Source organism: Pseudomonas sp. GW456-12-10-14-LB2 (assembly GCF_002884345.1).
Classification (GTDB): Bacteria; Pseudomonadota; Gammaproteobacteria; order Pseudomonadales; family Pseudomonadaceae; genus Aquipseudomonas; species Aquipseudomonas paraglycinae.
On record NZ_POHV01000016.1, the window covers coordinates 16,368 to 32,971 of the forward strand.

The window sequence follows — 16,604 nt, forward strand, 5'->3', positions numbered from 1 at the left end:
TTGCTCTTGGTTGATGTAAGAGCAAACAGGCTAGTTCCGATCTTTGTTGTAATGGAAGTGATGGGTTGTTGCGAGCTTTGTAAGTTGGTCAGCTGGCTTTAACTATTTATTCGTTGTCTGGCAACTTCCAACAAGTCACAGCCGTCCTGCGTCAACAAATAAAGCGCATTGACGATGTTGGGGATATCTTTCACGTCGGCCTGTTTGAAACACAAACAGTAAAGAGTTTCCAGCAGATCGCTGGCGGCACGCAGGCGTTGATCGGCGGCATTGAGCAAATCACCCGGTGCTGCTGCGGTGTCGATGACCATGACCGGGTTGTCGCCGCCGCAGGTCTTGAGAGGGCGAAAACGAGTATTCAGCGGTGTGAACATGTTCATGATTGAGGTGTGTCCTTTACGAAGTCGCTTCGGCGGGCCGACACAGTGTTTTCAGTCGCGCCGGCCACTATAGAAGGGAGCCGTCGAGTGGGACAAGACAGCCACAATGGACAGAATTCGTAGGGGTTTTTCCGGGGTTCGGGCATTTGCCCTACGCGTTTTTGCGGCTTTTTCACAGCCAAACCCTGATGGGCGAAATTTCCTACGTGTTTGTCGGGCGATTCCCGTTAAACATCTGTATGGTGCGCGCCAGAATCCGTGGGGCGTTTCCAGACGTCCGACACAGACTTAAAGGGAATTGGGTATGCAGTGGCTAAGAATGGCCTCGATCGTTTTGCTATGGGCCAGTGGTTGTCGTTTGGCGTTGGCCTCCGAGGCGGGCAATGGGCTGGTGCTCACGCAAGTGGAGCGCACCGAATGGCCGGACGCACTCACGACCCAGGCCAGCATCGACACGGCGTCCCGCGCCGAAGTGCTGATGTTCGGCAAGGCACTGCTGGCCAGCGAAGGCCTGGATGAGTCCGGGCTGAAACAACGTCTGGGCGTGCCGCATGTGCAGCTCAAGTCGATCCGCCAGGTGCGTGACGGCCTATGGGATCGTTTGCTCACCACCTATCGCAACGCCAGCCAGAACTGCGACGAGCAAGCGTTCTGTCCTCGGGTGCGCAGTGTCGCCGACCTGCGTCAGTTGGCGGCGGCATTCACTGGTGATATCAGCCCGGCCCATGCACTGTGGGCCAGCAAAAGCCAGGGCGTGCACGAGCAACTATTGAACGAGCAATTGCGAGTGGCGGTGTTGCAGCCGTAGTCCCGCCGTCACAGTCCCGCCGTCACGACGTTGGCCAAAGGCTGGAGGTCGTCGGGTATCATCCCGTATCGATTTGACCCCGACCTTTTCTCGACGCGCTGCGATCGCCCGCTAGGCTGTTGGCATCACAGCGGTCAACGGAGTGACAGCGAATGCACAACACCCTGGAACAGGTTTTCGGTTATCCACAGTTTCGACCCGGCCAGGAGACTGCGATCAGCGCCGTTCTCGCCGGGCGTTCGGCCGCCGCGATATTTCCCACCGGCTCCGGCAAGTCCCTTTGTTACCAGGTGCCGGCGCTCTTGTTGCCACACCTGACGCTGGTGGTCTCGCCGCTGCTGGCGCTGATGCAGGATCAGCTCGAGTTTTTGCGACGACACGGGATTTCGGCAGGCAGCATCGATTCGGCGCAGAGCCGCGAAGATGCCAATGATGTGATGGCACGTGCCCGTTCCGGCGAACTGAAGATCCTGATGATTTCCGTGGAGCGCTTGAAGAACGAGCGCTTTCGCAATTTTTTGCAGCAGGTGCCGATCTCGCTGCTGGTGGTGGATGAGGCGCACTGCATTTCCGAATGGGGCCACAACTTCCGCCCCGACTACCTCAAACTGCCGGACTACCAGCGCCAGTTCAACATCCCGCAAACCCTGCTGCTGACTGCCACGGCAACGCCGAAAGTGATCGCCGACATGCAGGCGAAATTCGCCATCGCGGCAGAAGATGTGGTGACCACCGGTTTCTATCGACCCAACCTCAATCTGCTGGTCGAGCCGGTGCGTGGGCAGGACAAGCGCCGACGGCTGGTGGAGTGGATGAGCGAGCGCGCGGGGCAGCCGAGCATCGTCTACGTCACGCTGCAGAAAACCGCCGAGCAGATTGCCGAACATCTTGAGCGCAATGGCATTCAGGCCGAGGCTTATCACGCCGGTTTGCCCCATGAGCAACGGGACGGGATCCAGAAGCGCTTCATGGGCGGGCAGTCCAATTGCATCGTCGCCACCATCGCCTTCGGCATGGGCATCGACAAGAGCGACATCCGCAACGTGGTGCATTTCGACCTGCCCAAATCCATCGAAAACTACAGCCAGGAAATCGGTCGCGCCGGACGTGACGGGCAGCCGTCCGACTGCCTGGTGCTGGCCAACCGCGACAGCCTCAACGTGCTGGAAAACTTCGTGTATGGCGACACGCCGGAACAGGACGGCATTCGTCATGTGCTCGACGAGTTGCAGGCCGCCGCGCCCGAAGGCCAATGGGAATTTCTGCTCGGGCCGCTGGCGGACCAGAGCAACATTCGTTCGTTGCCTCTGAAGACGTTGCTGGTGCAGCTTGAGCTGCGAGGACTGATTGCCCCGCGCTACGCGTACTACGCCGAATACCGTTTCAAATACTTGCTGGAGCCCGAGGCGTTGCTTGAGCGTTTCGAGGGCGAGCGAAAGGATTTCGTCGCCGCGATCATCCAGACCTCAAGCCGCGCGCGCACCTGGGCCACGGTGAATTTCGAGGCGATGTACGAGCAGTATTCAGCCGAGCGCAACCGGGTGGTGAAGGCGCTGGATTACTTTCAGGAAAAGGGCTGGGTCGAGCTTGAGAGCAAGCAAATGACCGAGGTCTACAACGTCCTGCGCGGCGATTTCGACAGCCAGGCGCTGAGCGCTGAACTGCATGACTATTTCACCCGCCATGAGCAAACCGAAGTGGCGCGGATTCACGCCATGCTCGAGCTGTTCGCCACCGAGCGATGCCTCGGATATCGGCTGGCCGAATATTTTGGCGATCACAATGCACCGCAGCAGTGCGGACATTGCTCGGTGTGTCACGGGCAAGTCGCGCGGCTGCCAGCACCTCCGGAATTGCCGACGCTTGTGGATAAAAATTTTGCGACGTTGTGTGGCGATTTTATCCACAGGCACCAGCAGCACGCTGGCAGCGCTCCGTCGGCGGAGCGGTTGACCCGGTTCCTGTGCGGAATCAGCGTACCGTTGTTTACCAAGCTAAAGGCCCGGGCCATTTCCGGGTTTGCGGCGCTGGAAGAATATCCCTACGCGGAGGTTCGGGCCTGGGCTCAGGCGCATCTGTGAGGTCTCGAATCCATCTGGTGAATGTCGATCATCACGGCAATGAACTTCAAAAATGCCCGGTGGCTGACTATGGTGATGGCTGTCTTCGGATCGCCAACAAGAGAACAACATGAGCCAGACATCCTTCGCTATTCAGCAGGCCGCCGTGATCGGCGCCGGCACCATGGGCCGCGGCATCGTCATGTGCCTGGCCAACGCCGGCGTGTCGGTGCAGTGGGTCGATAACAATCCACAGATGCTCGAGCAGGCGCTGGCCACCGTGGCCGATACCTACGCGCACAACGTGCGACAGGGACGGATCGACCAGGCCGAGGCCGATGCGCGGATTGCCCGTATCAGTGCGGCGCCAGACTATGTGGCGATCCGCAATGTCGACCTGGTGATCGAAGCGGTGTACGAGAATCTTGAGCTCAAGCAGAAGATCTTCCGCGAGCTCGATGGCGTGCTGAAGCCCGAAGCGCTGCTGGCGAGCAATACCTCGGCGCTGGACATCGACGCCATTGCCGCCGCGACACGGCGTCCGACCCAAGTGCTGGGCCTGCATTTCTTCAGCCCGGCGCACATCATGAAGTTGCTGGAAATAGTCCGTGGCGCGCAGACATCACCGGCTGTGCTTGAGGCTGCGCTTGAGCTGGGCAAGCGCATGGGCAAGGTCAGTGTGGTGTCGGGTAACTGCCACGGTTTTATCGGCAACCGCATGCTCCATCCGTATGTGCTCGAAGCGCGCAAGATGTTGCTCGAAGGGGCGTATCCGCATCAGGTCGATGCGGCGTTGCAGAGTTTCGGTTTCGCCATGGGGCCGTTTCGCATGTACGACGTGGTCGGCATCGATCTCGAGTGGCGTGCCCGCGAGCTCGCCGGCAAGGGGCAGGACGCGCCCGAGGTTCAGGTGGATAACCGCTTGTGCGAACAGGGTCGCTTCGGTCAGAAGTCCGGCAACGGTTATTACCACTACGAGCCGGGCAGTCGTCAGGCCGAGCATGATCCTGAGGTCGATGCGCTGGTGTTGAGCGTCAGCGAAGGCTTGGGATTTCATCGGCGGGATATCGGCTCGGAGGAGATCCTTGAGCGGTGCCTGCTGGCGTTGGTCAATGAGGGCGCGAAGATCCTGCAGGAAGGGATTGCCGAGTCGGCGCATGACATCGATCAGGTTTATCTGAATGGCTACGGCTTCCCGGCGGAGCGGGGCGGGCCGATGGCCTGGGCGGATGATCAGGGTCTGGCCGACATTCACAAGCGATTGCTGGCGCTGGAGACCCGGCAGGGCGATCACTGGCGTCCGGCGCCATTGATCGGCGAGCTGGCGGCGCGAGGCAAAGGTTTTTACCTTTAGACTGGGCAGATCACTCCAGGAATCGACACTGATGTCCAACCCTATGCCGCAACGCAGCGATTACCCGCACTTCCAGCCGATCACCACGCGCTGGCATGACAACGACGCCTACGGCCACGTCAACAACGTCACCTATTACAGCTTCTTCGACACGGCGGTGAACACGTACCTGATTCAGGTCGGAGGGCTGGATATCCATGACGGCGAGGTGGTGGGATTTGTGGTGAGTTCGTCCTGCGACTACTTCGCGTCGATCGCTTTTCCGGATCGAATCGAGATTGGTCTGCGGGTCGGCAAGCTGGGCAACAGTTCGGTGCAATACGAACTGGCGGTGTTCAAGGAAGGAGAGGTGGAAGCCTGTGCCGCCGGACGTTTCGTGCATGTATTCGTCGACCGGGCGTCCAATCAGCCGGTGTCGATTCCGGCCCGATTGCGCGAAGCGCTGGAACGCCTGACGGTGTGACGGACAAAAAAAATCGCAGCCCGGGGGAGCTGCGATCTGGGGGTATCAGCTAACGAGGCCAGGCCTCAGTCGCGATAGTAGCGGTGGTGCTTGCGATGGCCATAGGCATGGCCACGACCTGGGTGACGGTCACGGTAGTAGCGACGATCATCATGGCGACGATCGTAATGACGATCATCGTCATCGCTCTTGTTGCCCATGTAGTTGCCCAGCGCGCCACCCGCGCCGCCGCCGGCTGCTGCGCCGATCAGGCTGCCGGTGGTGCCGCCCATGCTGCGGCCGACCACGTTGCCGCCGGCTGCGCCCAGCGCACCGCCGATGGCTGCTTCGCCACGGCTGCGCTTGTCGGCGCCCACCGCACTACCACCCGCGCCGCCCAAGGCTGCGCCAATGGTTGAACCTGTACTGCCGCCTAGCGATTGACCGACGACCGAGCCAAGAACCCCGCCCAATGCGCCGCCCACACCTGCTTCGGTGGTGCCTCCGGCAGAAGCGAAGCCACTGACCAGGCCAAGGGACAACAAGAGAATCGAGGAGAACTTCATAGAGGAGCCTCAAAGGGATGACGGCGCGATCCTGAGGCTCTGGAATGGGCGTGACAATCAAAATCCGACGAATAGCACGACCTGTATACAATTCTGCAAGTTGCTGATTTTTGGGCGGAACTTAACCGATTTTCGCCGGTCTTTAGCTACTTCGGACAGGCCGCTTTGATCACAAAGCGGCCTTTTTTGTGGGCGTTTGAAAAGTGTCTGCGAGATCTATCGAGTCTGACTTTCGGACGCGGAGCGTCCACGGCTTCGCTCCCACGCAGAGCGTGGGAGCGATCAGAATCAGGCCGACTTGGCCATGATCAGCCCCGTCTCACTCGCCGCTTCCAACCGGATAGCGATGAATTTCGACGTCGGCGTATGGCTGCCATCGCCGGTACTCTCCAGCGGCACCAACGGGTTCACTTCAGGGTAATAAGCCGCCGCCTGCCCCGCCGGGATATCGAACGCCAGCAGCGTGAAGCCCTTCACCCGACGCTCGCGACCATCGTCCCACAGCGACACGATGTCAGCCTTCTGCCCCGGTTTGAAGCCCAGGCGAATGATGTCCGCCTCGTTGGCGAACAGCACGTCACGCTGTCCCTTCACCCCGCGATAACGGTCGTCGAGACCGTAGATCGTGGTGTTGTACTGATCGTGGGAACGCATCGATTGCAGGATCAGATCCGGCAGTTTGCCGGTAGCGCGAGTGCGCTCGTGGATCAGGTCCTTGGGCAGCATGTTCGGCTTGAAGTTGGCCCGGCCCGACGTGGTGTTCCACTTGCGCGCGCCGGCGCTGTTGCCGAGGTAGAAGCCGCCCGGGTTCTTGACCTTCTCGTTGAAGTCCTTGAAGCCCGGAATGGTGTCGGCGATCAGTTCGCGGATGCGCCGGTAGTCGGCCACCAGCCAGTTCCAGTCCACCGGTTTGCTGCCCAGGGTGGCGGCGGCAATGCCGGCGATGATCGACGGCTCCGAGCGCATCTGGTTCGACAGCGGCTGCAACTGGCCGTTGGAGGCGTGCACCATGCTGAACGAGTCTTCCACGGTGACGGCTTGCGGGCCTTCGGTCTGGATATCGATGTCGGTACGACCCAGGCACGGCAGAATCAGCGCGTCCTTGCCGTGGGCCAGGTGGCTGCGATTAAGCTTGGTGCTGATCTGCACCGTCAGGTCACAGTTGCTCAGGGCCTGGAAGGTGCGCGGGCTGTCCGGCGTGGCCTGGGCGAAGTTGCCGCCCAGACCGATAAACACCTTGGCGCGACCTTCGGCCATCGCGTGAATCGCTTCGACCACGTTGTGCCCGTTGTGACGTGGCACCTTGAACTGGAAGCGGCGCTCGAGGGAATCAAGGAACGCCACCGGCGGACGTTCGTTGATGCCCATGGTGCGGTCGCCCTGCACGTTACTGTGGCCGCGTACCGGGCACAGACCGGCGCCGGGTTTGCCAATGTTGCCGCGCAGCAGCATCAGGTTGGCGATCTCCTGGATGGTCGGCACCGAGTGGCGATGCTGGGTGATGCCCATCGCCCAGCACATGATCACGTTCTTGCCTTTGGCGTACATGCGCGCCGCTTGCTCGATTTCCACCAGGGTCAGGCCGGACTGGGTGACGATCTGCTCCCACGGTGTGTCATCGACGACGCCGAGGTATTCCAGCACATTGACGCTGTGTTCATTGAGGAAGTCGTGATCGAACACCGCCGGTGCGCCGGCCTTCTGCGCCTCGCGTTCCCATTGCAGCAGGAACTTGGCCATGCCGCGCAGCACCGCCATGTCGCCGCCCAGCGCCGGGCGGAAATACGCGGTGTTGGTCGGCTTGTCGCCGTTGGTGAGCATTTCGATCGGATGCTGTGGATGCTGGAAACGTTCCAGACCCCGCTCTTTCAGCGGGTTGACGCACACTACCTGGGCGCCGCGTTTGACTGCTTCGCGCAGCGGTTCGAGCATGCGCGGGTGGTTGGTGCCCGGGTTCTGGCCCCAGACGAAAATCGCATCGGCGTGTTCGAAGTCGTCGAAGGTCACGGTGCCTTTGCCGACACCGACGCTTTGCGCCAGCGCCACGCCGCTGGCCTCGTGGCACATGTTCGAGCAGTCGGGGAAGTTGTTGGTGCCGAAGGCGCGCACGAACAGTTGATACAGGTACGCCGCTTCATTGCTGGCGCGGCCGGAGGTGTAGAACTCGGCCTGATCCGGACTCGACAGCGCTCGCAGGTGTTTGCCGATCAGCGCGTAGGCATCGTCCCAGCCGATCGGCTTGTAGCGATCGGTTTCGGCGTCATACACCACTGGCTCGGTCAGGCGACCCTGATATTCGAGCCAGTAGTCGCTCTGTTCGAGCAACGCGGTGACGCTGTGCTTGGCGAAGAATTTGCCGTCCACCCGGCGCTTGGTCGCTTCCCAGTTCACCGCCTTGGCGCCGTTCTCGCAGAACTTGACCATGCCGCTTTCCGGCGAATCGCCCCAGGCGCAGCCCGGGCAGTCGAAGCCGCCGTTCTGGTTGGTCTTGAGCATCATGCGCAGGTTTTTCAGGGCGTTGTCGCTGGTCAGCCAGGCCTGGGCCACGCTGATCAGTGCGCCCCAGCCGCCGGCTGCGCCCTTGTAAGGCTTGTAGCGTGGGACGGGTTTCTGGTCGGCTTGATGGTGTTGGCTCACGGGTGTTTCTCCATTTCTGGGCTATACACCCGCGGCGCGTTCTTTTGCGGCAGGTGGATGAGATTGAGGTTGTGGCGTCGGGCCCATTGCACGGCGAGGCCGGTGGGCGCGGACAGGCTGACCAGGGTCTGAATCCCGGCCCGCAAAACTTTCTGGATCAATTCGAGGCTGCAACGGCTGGTGACAATCGCCAGGCCGCCGGCTGTGGATATCTTTTGCCGGATCAGGCCGCCGATCAGCTTGTCGAGGGCGTTGTGCCGGCCGATGTCTTCGCGGCCCAGCAGCAATTCACCGCTGGCGTTCATGAACACCGCCGCGTGCACCGCACCGCAATGCTGGCCGAGCGGCTGAAACGCGCCGATGCGCTGGCGCAGACCGTCGAGCCATTCGATGGGCGGCAAGGGAGCGCCGGGCAAAACCTTGAGGTCAGGCAGCGCCTGCTCTACCGCTTCCACGCCGCACAACCCGCAACCGCTGGTGCCGGCCAGTTGCCGACGCTGCTGTTTGAGGTTCCAGAAAGCGCGGTTGGCGATGGTCACTTGCGCGTATTGCGCCGAGCCCGAACCGCTCAATTGCAGGTCGTAGATGTCCGAGGCGTCTTCGATGATGCCGCTGCCGAGGCTGAAGCCGACGATGAAGTCTTCAAGGTCGGTCGGCGTCACCAGCATCACGGCCTGACTGATGCCGTTGTAGGCAATCGCCAACGCGACTTCTTCGGCCAGCGCGGTGCTGGCCGATTCCGCGAGGGGGAGATCGCTGTAGCTGTAGGTCTGACTGGCGGCAGGCGCGGGCGTTTCGAGAGCAGGCGCCGCGCAGGCCGGGCGCTTGGCGTTCATGGCATCACCGACGGATTGATCAACGTTAAGACTAGGCGCGGCAAGTTGTCGCGTCTAATCGCTAGTGTCGATCCTTCGATAGATGCCGTCGATCAAGCCTCCGCTGGTGATTTCTGATAAAGCGCGAAACACGCCTCTGCCAGCGCCGATCGTGGGGCGCCGCGACGCATGATCAGCCCTAGTCGGGCAAGGGTCTGGGCATTTTCGATGGGTTGCAGGCGCAGGTTATCCGTGAGGTTTTCCAGGCCGCCATCGAGTGGCATCACCGCGCAGCACAGGCCGCCGTGCACCGCTTGCAACAATTGGTGAACGGCGTCGGTTTGCAGCAATGGCTGTGGGGTCAGGCCGCGACTGTGGAAGTTATGGTCGATGGACTGGCGAAAGTGCATGCCGCTGGTGAGCATGCCCAGGGGCAGTTCGATCAGTGATTCCCAACTCAGCGGCGCTTCGCCAAAGCTGAAGAACCGCTGGTCGTAGAGCAGGCCCATCTGCGTTTCACTGAACGCCAGGGATTCAAAACGCTCGCCGTCGAGGCGGTCCAGGTAGGACACGCCAATGTCGATGCGATTGTTTGCCAGTTGCTCCAGAACCTGTTCCGAGCTCAGCGAGGACAGCTCGAAGCGCAGGTTCGGGTGTTGCGCGTGCAGGCGTTGCATCAACGGCAGCGCATCGAAACTCGACAGCGGCACCACGCCCAGCCGCAGGGTGCCGATCAGATTGCCGCGACACGCCGCCGCTTCCGCCTGCAAGCCGTCATAAGCCGCCAGCACCGTGCGTGCCCAGGCCAGCACCCGTTCGCCCGGCGCGGTAAAGCCTTCGAAGCGCTGGCCACGGTTGACCAGTGGCAGATCGAGTTCTTCTTCGAGGCTGCGCAGACGCATCGACAAGGTTGGCTGGGTGATGTGGCAGCGGGCGGCGGCCTGGCCGAAATGGCGGGTTTCGTCGAGGGCGATGAGGAATTTCAGCTGCTTGATGTCCATCTTCGCTCCGGGGCGCTGGCAAGGGTGGGCGATTCTACCGCTTGCGCGGGGGCAGGGTCATTGGTCGGCCCGCAACCGGGTTTGTCCGGGGTGGTCTAGGCTTGGGCGTCTGGAACTTAAATCAAGGAGTGTGCGCTATGAGTCTTTTGAGCTTTGTGAAAGAGGCCGGTGAGAAGTTGCTAGACCTGTTGACCCCTGGCAACGCCAATGCCAGCGAGCAATTGAAGGAGCACATCAGCAAGGTCGGGTTGGGTAACCCGAATGTTCAGGCGACCGTGGACGGTGACAAGGTGACGGTCACCGGTGAAGTGGCGAGCCAGGAAGAGAAAGAGAAGATTCTTCTGGCAGTGGGCAACATTGCCGGTGTCGGCAGCGTCGATGACCAGATCACCGTGACCGGGCCGGTTGTGGCGGCGGCGCGTTTTGTGGTCGTGAAGAAGGGCGACACCCTCAGCGCGATTTCCCTGGCGGTGTATGGCAACGCCAACCAGTACAACAAAATCTTCGAGGCCAACAAGCCGCTGCTGTCACATCCGGACAAGATTTATCCGGGGCAGACGCTGCGTATTCCTGAATAACCGCAGATACCGCAATCGCGAGCAGGCTCGCTCCCACATTGGAATGCATTTCTATTGTGGGAGCGAGCCTGCTCGCGATGGGGACGATGCGGTCTACAGGCCCGCAATCAAATCCCGATAATCCTCGACCGCCGCAAATTCCCCGGTGTCCTTCGGCCCTTTGCGGCTGTCCGGCTCCTTCACGGCCAACAAATGCGCCACGCCGAAATTCCGCGCACTGCGCAGGATCGGCAAGGTGTCGTCGATGAACAGGCTGCGTGCCGGGTCAAAACCGATGTCGGCCTGCAAGGCGTCCCAGAATTGCGGGTTTTCCTTGGGGAACCCGTAATCGTGGGAGCTGATCAGCCGTTCAAAGTACGGCGCCAGTTCGATTCGCTCCAGTTTCAGCGACAGTGAATCGCGGTGCGCGTTGGTGATCATCACCACGCGTTTGCCGGCTCGTTTGATCGCTTCCAGAAAGGTGTCGGCGTCCGGACGCAGGGCGATCAGGTGGGCGGTTTCCAGTTTCAGTTCACGCACCGACAGCTTCAGCTCCGCGCTCCAGAAGTCCAGGCAGTACCACTGCAACTGACCGGCATGGCGCTCGAACAGCGGCTGCAATTCCATTTCCGCCATGGCCCGGCTCACGCCGTGCAGTTCGGCGTAGCGCTGCGGCAGGTGTTCCAGCCAGAAGTGGTTGTCGAAGTGCAGGTCCAGCAATGTGCCGTCCATGTCGAGCAGAACGGTATCGATGTCGGACCACGGTAATGAAGGCATGGCAACGTCTCGAACGGTAGAAAGATATCCGACGCAAACAATCGGAAAAGCCGCGTTATAGTAGCGCGTTCACGCCAAGGAGCTTTGCATGCGCCAGAAACCCACCGTACTCGCCCGCGAGATCGTCGCCACCAGCCGGCTGTTCTGCGTCGAAGAGCTGAAGCTGCGTTTCTCCAACGGCGTGGAACGCACCTACGAGCGGCTGGTCGGCAAGGGCGCCGGCTATGGCGCGGTCATGATCGTGGCGATGCTCGATACCGAGCACGCCGTGCTGGTCGAGGAATACTGCGGCGGCACCGACGAATATGAACTGTCGCTGCCCAAAGGCCTGATCGAACCCGGCGAAGACGTGCTGGCTGCCGCCGAACGCGAACTCAAGGAAGAAGCCGGTTATGGCGCGCGACAACTGGAGCATCTGACCGAGCTGTCGTTGTCCCCCGGTTACATGAGCCAGAAAATTCAGGTGGTGCTGGCCACCGATTTGTACGAAGAGCGCCTCGAAGGCGATGAGCCCGAGCCGATGCGTGTGGACAAGGTCAACCTGCGGGAACTGTCGACGCTGGCGCAGAATCCGAATTTCAGTGAGGGGCGCGCCCTGGCGGCGTTGTACCTGACCCGCGATCTGCTGACCCAGCGCGGATATTTCCAGTCATGAGTGAGATGCCGATGAGTTTTCCCCATCCGTTGATGGCGCCGGTGGTCGAGCTGGCACTGCGGGCCGGCGAGGCGATCCTGCCGTTCTGGCGTGCCGGTGTGGCCGTCACCGCCAAGTCCGATGATTCGCCGGTGACGGCGGCGGACATGGCCGCGCATCACGTGATCGTGGCCGGTCTGACAGCGCTGGATCCGAGCATTCCGGTGCTGTCCGAAGAGGACGCCAACATCCCGCAAAGCGTGCGCGCCGGCTGGCAGCGCTGGTGGCTGGTGGACCCGCTGGATGGCACCAAGGAGTTCATCAGCGGCAGCGAAGAGTTCACCGTCAACATCGCGCTGATCGAGAACGGCCGGGTGGTGTTCGGTGTGGTGACGATGCCGACCAACGGTCGCTTCTACGTCGGCGGAGCCGGGCTTGGTGCCTGGCGCGGCGACACGGGCGGCACGCCGGTGGCAATTCAGGTTCGTGACGTGCCGGGACCTGGCGAAGCGTTTACCGTGGTTGCCAGCCGCCGTCATTCGAGCCCGGAGCAGGAACGCTTGCTCGCCGGATTGAGTGCCAGCCTTGGAGAGTTGCAACTGGCCAACATCGGCAGTTCGCTGAAGTTTTGTCTGCTGGCCGAAGGTGCTGCCGATTGCTACCCGCGTCTGGCGCCGACTTCGCAGTGGGACACGGCAGCCGCGCAGGGCGTTCTGGAAGGGGCGGGCGGTGAAGTGCTCGATCTGAGTGGCGCAGCGTTCTGTTATCCAGCTCGGGAGTCTTTGTTGAACAGTTTCTTCCTGGCGTTGCCGGCGAAAGCAGCATGGCGGGCGAAGCTGCTCGAACTCGCCCGCTCGTAAGCGCGCTCAGTCTTCAGCGGTGCAGGACGTACTGCCCGCTGAAGGTCACTGCATCCTCATCGCTACCGGCATTGATGACCCGCGTATGCAGAGTCAATCGCGCCCGTCCGTAACGCTGATACATCGCCAGAAATTTCTCCCACTGCGTTGCACTCGGTGACGGGCAGATCGCAATGGCATCGCCGGTCACAGGCAGTGGATAACTGATCTGCCCTTCCTGAATCACGATGTGCCCGTCTTCGATGCCTTCTTCTTTCAAACGCAAGTGCAGCCAGCCCCAGCCGGCCAGCACCGCGCCGCAATACAGGCTGCCACCGAACATGGTGCTCTTGTGATTGACGTTGGCGTCCAGCGGCAGATGCAGGCGCAGTTGCTGTTCCTGCCAGTCGAGCACCTTGAGGCCCATGTCCCGGGTCAGCGGGATATCGTGGTGAAGGACCGATTCCAGATAACGACTGTCGTGCTTCATGCCCGGACCTCTTGCGGCAGAAAAGTGAATTGAGCGTGCTTCATTCGGATTCGTCGGAATGGCCGCCGCTGCCAGCGAAATTCAGACCGTGCTTGCGCAGTTTGTCGTGCAGGGTCTTGCGCGGAATGCCCAGGGCTTCGGCGAGACTGCGCACGGAACTGTGAGAGCGGGCCAGTTCGGCGGCGATCAGGGATTTCTCGAAGTTTTCCACTTGCTCGCTGAGCCCGCCCGCCGTGATTTCGACGGTGGTGCCGGGGCTGCCATCGGGCTGCGTGTTGTCCAGTGCCAGTTCCAGGCCGAGGGCAAAACGCTCCGCCGCGTTCTGCAATTCCCGCACGTTGCCCGGCCATGAGTGCCGCAGCAGCAACGCCCGTTGCGCCGGTTGCAGTTCATGCGGTGGCAGACCATGGCGGGCGCTGGCTTCGTCGGCGTAATGCTGGAACAGCATCAACGCGTCTTCGCCCCGTTCACGCAGTGGTGGAATGCGCAGCGGCGCCACATTGAGGCGGTAATACAAGTCCGCCCGGAATCGCCCCTGATCCGCGGCCTGGCGCAGGTCTTCCTTGGTGGCGGCGATGACGCGGATGTCCAGCGGGATCAACTGATTGCCGCCCAGACGCTCGACCACGCGCTCCTGCAGCATGCGCAGCAGTTTGACCTGCACATCCATGCTCATGCTCTCGATTTCGTCGAGGAACAGCGTGCCGCCATTGGCGAATTCGAACTTGCCGATCCGGCGCTTTTGCGCACCGGTGAAGGCGCCGGGTTCATGGCCGAACAATTCGCTTTCGACCACCGACTCGGCCAACGCCCCGGCGTTGATCGCCACAAACGGGCCGTTACGCCGACTCGACAGATCATGCAGGGCGCGGGCGACGACTTCCTTGCCGGCGCCGGTTTCGCCGAGGATCAGCACGTCGGCTTTGGTCGCCGCCAGCGCGCCGATCTGCTCGCGCAGGCGTGACATCGGCGCGGACTGGCCGACCAGCCGCGCGCTCAGTTCGTTGCGATCACTCAGGGCCATGCGCAGGCTGCGGTTGTCCAGCACCAGACGCCGCAGGGCCAGGGCGCGGCGCACGCTGTCGAGCAGGGCGTCGCTGGCGAAAGGTTTTTCCAGAAAATCATAGGCACCGGCGCGCATGGCCTGCACGGCCAGTGGCACGTCGCCGTGGCCGGTGATCAGCAGCACCGGCAGCTCGGGATCCTGAGCGTGAAGTTCATGGAGCAACTCAAGACCATCCATGCCAGGCATACGAATGTCGCTGACCACCACGCCCGGCCAGTCGCGCTCCAGTTGCGCGGCCAGGCCCTTGGCTTCGGACAGCGGGAGAATTTTCAGGCCGGCCAGATCCAGAGTCTGGCCCAAGGCCTGACGCAGGTGCGGATCGTCGTCGATCAGCACCACCTGAATGCGGTTGTCGATGGTCATGCGCTTCGATCCTCGGACGGTTGCAGGCTGACCCCGGGCGCGCCGGCGCGCAGCCGCAGGGTGATCAGGGCGCCACCTTGCTTGTGGTTGGCGAACGACAGTTCACCACCGAAGGCGCGCATCAGGGTTTCGCAAATGGCCAACCCCAGACCGAGACCCTGAGTGCGGGTCTTGGTCGTGTAAAACGGTTCGCTGGCACGGCCCAGGGCTTCCATGCAGAAACCCGGGCCATTGTCGCGAATGTACAGGTTGACGCCGTCATCGGTGGATTCGGCACTCAGCCACAATTTACGCGGCGGGCCTTTCTCGGTCAGGGCATCGAGAGCGTTGGCCAGCAGGTTGCCCAGCACCTGACGCAGTCGGGTTTCCCCGGCTTCGACCCACAAGGTCGCGGCGGGCAGGTCACGGATCAGCTCGACATCCATGCTGCGGCGCCGTTTGGCCAGCAAGGCGAGCGCGTCGTCCAGCGCCGGTTGCAGGGCGACACTTTCCGGGGCGTGGCGGTCGCGACGAGCGAAGGCGCGCAGGTGAGCGATGATCGAGGCCATGCGCCCGGTCAGCTCGCTGATCAGCTTGAGGTTGCCACGGGCATCTTCGGTGCGTTCGTGGTCGAGCAACACTTCGGCGTTCTCGGCGTAGCTGCGGATCGCTGCCAGTGGCTGGTTGAGTTCGTGGCTGATGCTTGCCGACATCGTTCCCAGCGCCGACAGTTTGCCGGCCTGCACCAGGTCGTCCTGGGCGCGCACCAGTTCCTGCTGGGCCTGTTCGCGTTCAAGCACTTCCTGTTTCAGTCGGCGGTTGAGGCCTTCGAGATCGCTGGTGCGCTCGGCAACCCGGCCCTCGAGCTCTCGCCGGGCCTTGGCTTCGAAAGCGATGCGTTCCAGGTAATGACGACGACGCTGCATCATCAGGCCCAGCAACAACATGACTACCAGCAAGGTGGCGCCGCCGATCGCCACCACCGTGCGCACCGGTCGGTCGATCAACGTGCGCGGGGCAAGAATGCTGACGCTCCAGCCGGTTTCCGCGATGTCCTGGGTCTGCGGAAGCCATGCGGTCGGGCTCAGGTTCAGCGGGCGTGGCTCGCGGGTCGGGTAGGGCTGGATCGCGGTGATCGCCGCGCGCTCGGCATCACTCAGGGTGCGGGTCGCGCGAAAGCGCCATTCCGGACGCGAGGTGAGGATGACCACACCGTTGTGGTCGGTCACCAGCAGTTGTTCCGGGGTTTTGCCCCACAGGCTTTCGGTGTGGTCGAGGTCAACCTTGATCACCAGTACGCCGATGATTTTTTCGCCGTTGCGCACTGCTGCGGCGAAGAAATAGCCGCGTTTGGCGGAAGTGGTGCCCAACCCGAAGAAGCGCCCGAGGCGGCCGGCCATGGCCTCGCTGAAGTACGGCCGGAAAGAGAAATTGCGCCCGACGAAACTGTCGTGCTTGTCCCAGTTCGACGCCGCGAGCGTCTGGCCGCTGGTGTCCATCAGGTACATGACTTCGGCGCCGGTCTGCGCAGCGATGTTCTTCAACAGGCGGTTGGCGTTGCCCTGGGTGACGCCGTCGTCCGGCGCCCCGAGCACCGCGCGCAGGGCCGGCAGGTCGCCGAGGATTTGCGGCAGTACTTCATAGCGATGCAGGGTGCCCAGCAGGTTGGCGACGTAGAGGTCGAGGGTCTGGCGGTTCTGGCCGGCCAGTTCGCTGCGGTAATAGCGCTCGGCGAGATGCTCCAGCGGCCACAGCAGCGGAGCCAGACACAGGGCCAGCAGGGCGAGGCTGCGCCAGCGGGGGCGACGGGGAAGAGTCGGAGTCATGAGCATCGGG

At 62.0% G+C, this 16,604-nt stretch carries 16 protein-coding genes; 7 read left to right on the forward strand and 9 right to left on the reverse strand.

Features of this window, described 5'->3' with window-relative positions:
* Window positions 1-98 precede the first annotated feature (98 nt).
* On the reverse strand, window positions 99-380 hold the full coding sequence (locus tag C1X29_RS13270) for a hypothetical protein (protein WP_173940188.1): 282 nt from the start codon (window positions 378-380) through the stop codon (window positions 99-101).
* Between the two features lie 304 nt (window positions 381-684).
* Between C1X29_RS13270 and C1X29_RS13275 the strand changes: the two genes are divergently transcribed.
* The 4 genes from C1X29_RS13275 to C1X29_RS13290 all read left to right on the forward strand — a co-directional run bounded on the left by C1X29_RS13275 (window position 685) and on the right by C1X29_RS13290 (window position 5,065).
* Window positions 685-1,188 carry a hypothetical protein gene (locus tag C1X29_RS13275; protein ID WP_007952668.1) on the forward strand — a complete coding sequence of 168 codons (504 nt, stop codon included), beginning with the start codon at window positions 685-687 and terminating at the stop codon, window positions 1,186-1,188.
* Window positions 1,189-1,340: 152 nt separating this feature from the next.
* The gene (locus C1X29_RS13280; RefSeq protein WP_102717633.1) at window positions 1,341-3,269 is read left to right on the forward strand and encodes an ATP-dependent DNA helicase RecQ; all 1,929 of its coding nucleotides are present in this window, start codon (window positions 1,341-1,343) and stop codon (window positions 3,267-3,269) included.
* A gap of 109 nt (window positions 3,270-3,378) precedes the next feature.
* Window positions 3,379-4,602, forward strand: coding sequence for a 3-hydroxyacyl-CoA dehydrogenase (locus tag C1X29_RS13285; RefSeq protein WP_102717634.1), 1,224 nt, complete (start codon window positions 3,379-3,381; stop codon window positions 4,600-4,602).
* 31 nt (window positions 4,603-4,633) lie between these two features.
* Window positions 4,634-5,065 (forward strand): thioesterase family protein, encoded by a 432-nt coding sequence (locus C1X29_RS13290; RefSeq protein WP_102687506.1) that lies wholly within the window; start codon window positions 4,634-4,636, stop codon window positions 5,063-5,065.
* 65 nt (window positions 5,066-5,130) lie between these two features.
* Here the strand turns inward: C1X29_RS13290 and C1X29_RS13295 are convergent, their stop codons facing one another.
* From C1X29_RS13295 to C1X29_RS13310, 4 genes are all read right to left on the reverse strand, one after another.
* Window positions 5,131-5,610, reverse strand: a complete 480-nt coding sequence (locus tag C1X29_RS13295) for a YMGG-like glycine zipper-containing protein (RefSeq protein WP_011331978.1) — start codon at window positions 5,608-5,610, stop codon at window positions 5,131-5,133.
* A 288-nt stretch (window positions 5,611-5,898) separates the two neighbouring features.
* Window positions 5,899-8,247 carry an FdhF/YdeP family oxidoreductase gene (locus tag C1X29_RS13300; protein ID WP_102687836.1) on the reverse strand — a complete coding sequence of 783 codons (2,349 nt, stop codon included), beginning with the start codon at window positions 8,245-8,247 and terminating at the stop codon, window positions 5,899-5,901.
* Window positions 8,244-9,083 (reverse strand): formate dehydrogenase accessory sulfurtransferase FdhD, encoded by an 840-nt coding sequence (gene fdhD, locus C1X29_RS13305; RefSeq protein WP_011331980.1) that lies wholly within the window; start codon window positions 9,081-9,083, stop codon window positions 8,244-8,246. Before fdhD ends, C1X29_RS13300 begins: the two co-directional genes overlap by 4 nt.
* A gap of 92 nt (window positions 9,084-9,175) precedes the next feature.
* Window positions 9,176-10,063 carry a LysR family transcriptional regulator gene (locus C1X29_RS13310; RefSeq protein ID WP_085746350.1) on the reverse strand — a complete coding sequence of 296 codons (888 nt, stop codon included), beginning with the start codon at window positions 10,061-10,063 and terminating at the stop codon, window positions 9,176-9,178.
* A 137-nt stretch (window positions 10,064-10,200) separates the two neighbouring features.
* Here C1X29_RS13310 and lysM point away from each other — a divergent pair, with 137 nt between their 5' ends.
* Window positions 10,201-10,641 (forward strand): peptidoglycan-binding protein LysM, encoded by a 441-nt coding sequence (lysM, locus tag C1X29_RS13315; RefSeq protein ID WP_039764611.1) that lies wholly within the window; start codon window positions 10,201-10,203, stop codon window positions 10,639-10,641.
* Window positions 10,642-10,734: 93 nt separating this feature from the next.
* Here the strand turns inward: lysM and yrfG are convergent, their stop codons facing one another.
* The gene (yrfG, locus tag C1X29_RS13320; protein WP_007952643.1) at window positions 10,735-11,397 is read right to left on the reverse strand and encodes a GMP/IMP nucleotidase; all 663 of its coding nucleotides are present in this window, start codon (window positions 11,395-11,397) and stop codon (window positions 10,735-10,737) included.
* A gap of 88 nt (window positions 11,398-11,485) precedes the next feature.
* On the opposite strand from yrfG, the gene nudE reads away from it, so the two are divergent.
* On the forward strand, window positions 11,486-12,052 hold the full coding sequence (gene nudE, locus C1X29_RS13325; RefSeq protein ID WP_102717635.1) for an ADP compounds hydrolase NudE: 567 nt from the start codon (window positions 11,486-11,488) through the stop codon (window positions 12,050-12,052).
* A 5-nt stretch (window positions 12,053-12,057) separates the two neighbouring features.
* On the forward strand, window positions 12,058-12,891 hold the full coding sequence (gene cysQ, locus C1X29_RS13330) for a 3'(2'),5'-bisphosphate nucleotidase CysQ (RefSeq protein WP_102717636.1): 834 nt from the start codon (window positions 12,058-12,060) through the stop codon (window positions 12,889-12,891).
* Between the two features lie 13 nt (window positions 12,892-12,904).
* On the opposite strand, the gene C1X29_RS13335 is transcribed toward cysQ, so the two are convergent.
* The 3 genes from C1X29_RS13335 to C1X29_RS13345 are packed head-to-tail and all read right to left on the reverse strand — an operon-like array spanning window position 12,905 to window position 16,594.
* A complete protein-coding gene (locus C1X29_RS13335; RefSeq protein ID WP_102717637.1) occupies window positions 12,905-13,360 on the reverse strand; it encodes a YiiD C-terminal domain-containing protein in 456 nt (151 codons plus the stop codon).
* 40 nt (window positions 13,361-13,400) lie between these two features.
* Complete coding sequence (locus C1X29_RS13340) at window positions 13,401-14,789, reverse strand: sigma-54 dependent transcriptional regulator (protein ID WP_102687840.1); 1,389 nt, start codon at window positions 14,787-14,789, stop codon at window positions 13,401-13,403.
* On the reverse strand, window positions 14,786-16,594 hold the full coding sequence (locus C1X29_RS13345; protein ID WP_102717671.1) for an ATP-binding protein: 1,809 nt from the start codon (window positions 16,592-16,594) through the stop codon (window positions 14,786-14,788). The genes C1X29_RS13340 and C1X29_RS13345 overlap by 4 nt, the downstream gene beginning before the upstream one ends.
* Window positions 16,595-16,604 lie beyond the last annotated feature (10 nt).

Excerpts from the sequence above, each read along its gene's own strand:
- C1X29_RS13295 (WP_011331978.1), bottom strand. The coding sequence starts at position 5,610 with ATGAAGTTCTCCTCGATTCTCTTGTTGTCCCTTGGCCTGGTCAGTGGC.
- C1X29_RS13340 (WP_102687840.1), bottom strand. The coding sequence starts at position 14,789 with ATGACCATCGACAACCGCATTCAGGTGGTGCTGATCGACGACGATCCG.
- C1X29_RS13285 (WP_102717634.1), top strand. The coding sequence starts at position 3,379 with ATGAGCCAGACATCCTTCGCTATTCAGCAGGCCGCCGTGATCGGCGCC.
- yrfG (WP_007952643.1), bottom strand. The coding sequence starts at position 11,397 with ATGCCTTCATTACCGTGGTCCGACATCGATACCGTTCTGCTCGACATG.
- lysM (WP_039764611.1), top strand. The coding sequence starts at position 10,201 with ATGAGTCTTTTGAGCTTTGTGAAAGAGGCCGGTGAGAAGTTGCTAGAC.
- C1X29_RS13335 (WP_102717637.1), bottom strand. The coding sequence starts at position 13,360 with ATGAAGCACGACAGTCGTTATCTGGAATCGGTCCTTCACCACGATATC.
- fdhD (WP_011331980.1), bottom strand. The coding sequence starts at position 9,083 with ATGAACGCCAAGCGCCCGGCCTGCGCGGCGCCTGCTCTCGAAACGCCC.
- C1X29_RS13280 (WP_102717633.1), top strand. The coding sequence starts at position 1,341 with ATGCACAACACCCTGGAACAGGTTTTCGGTTATCCACAGTTTCGACCC.
- C1X29_RS13270 (WP_173940188.1), bottom strand. The coding sequence starts at position 380 with ATGAACATGTTCACACCGCTGAATACTCGTTTTCGCCCTCTCAAGACC.
- C1X29_RS13275 (WP_007952668.1), top strand. The coding sequence starts at position 685 with ATGCAGTGGCTAAGAATGGCCTCGATCGTTTTGCTATGGGCCAGTGGT.
- cysQ (WP_102717636.1), top strand. The coding sequence starts at position 12,058 with ATGCCGATGAGTTTTCCCCATCCGTTGATGGCGCCGGTGGTCGAGCTG.
- nudE (WP_102717635.1), top strand. The coding sequence starts at position 11,486 with ATGCGCCAGAAACCCACCGTACTCGCCCGCGAGATCGTCGCCACCAGC.
- C1X29_RS13310 (WP_085746350.1), bottom strand. The coding sequence starts at position 10,063 with ATGGACATCAAGCAGCTGAAATTCCTCATCGCCCTCGACGAAACCCGC.
- C1X29_RS13290 (WP_102687506.1), top strand. The coding sequence starts at position 4,634 with ATGTCCAACCCTATGCCGCAACGCAGCGATTACCCGCACTTCCAGCCG.
- C1X29_RS13345 (WP_102717671.1), bottom strand. The coding sequence starts at position 16,594 with ATGACTCCGACTCTTCCCCGTCGCCCCCGCTGGCGCAGCCTCGCCCTG.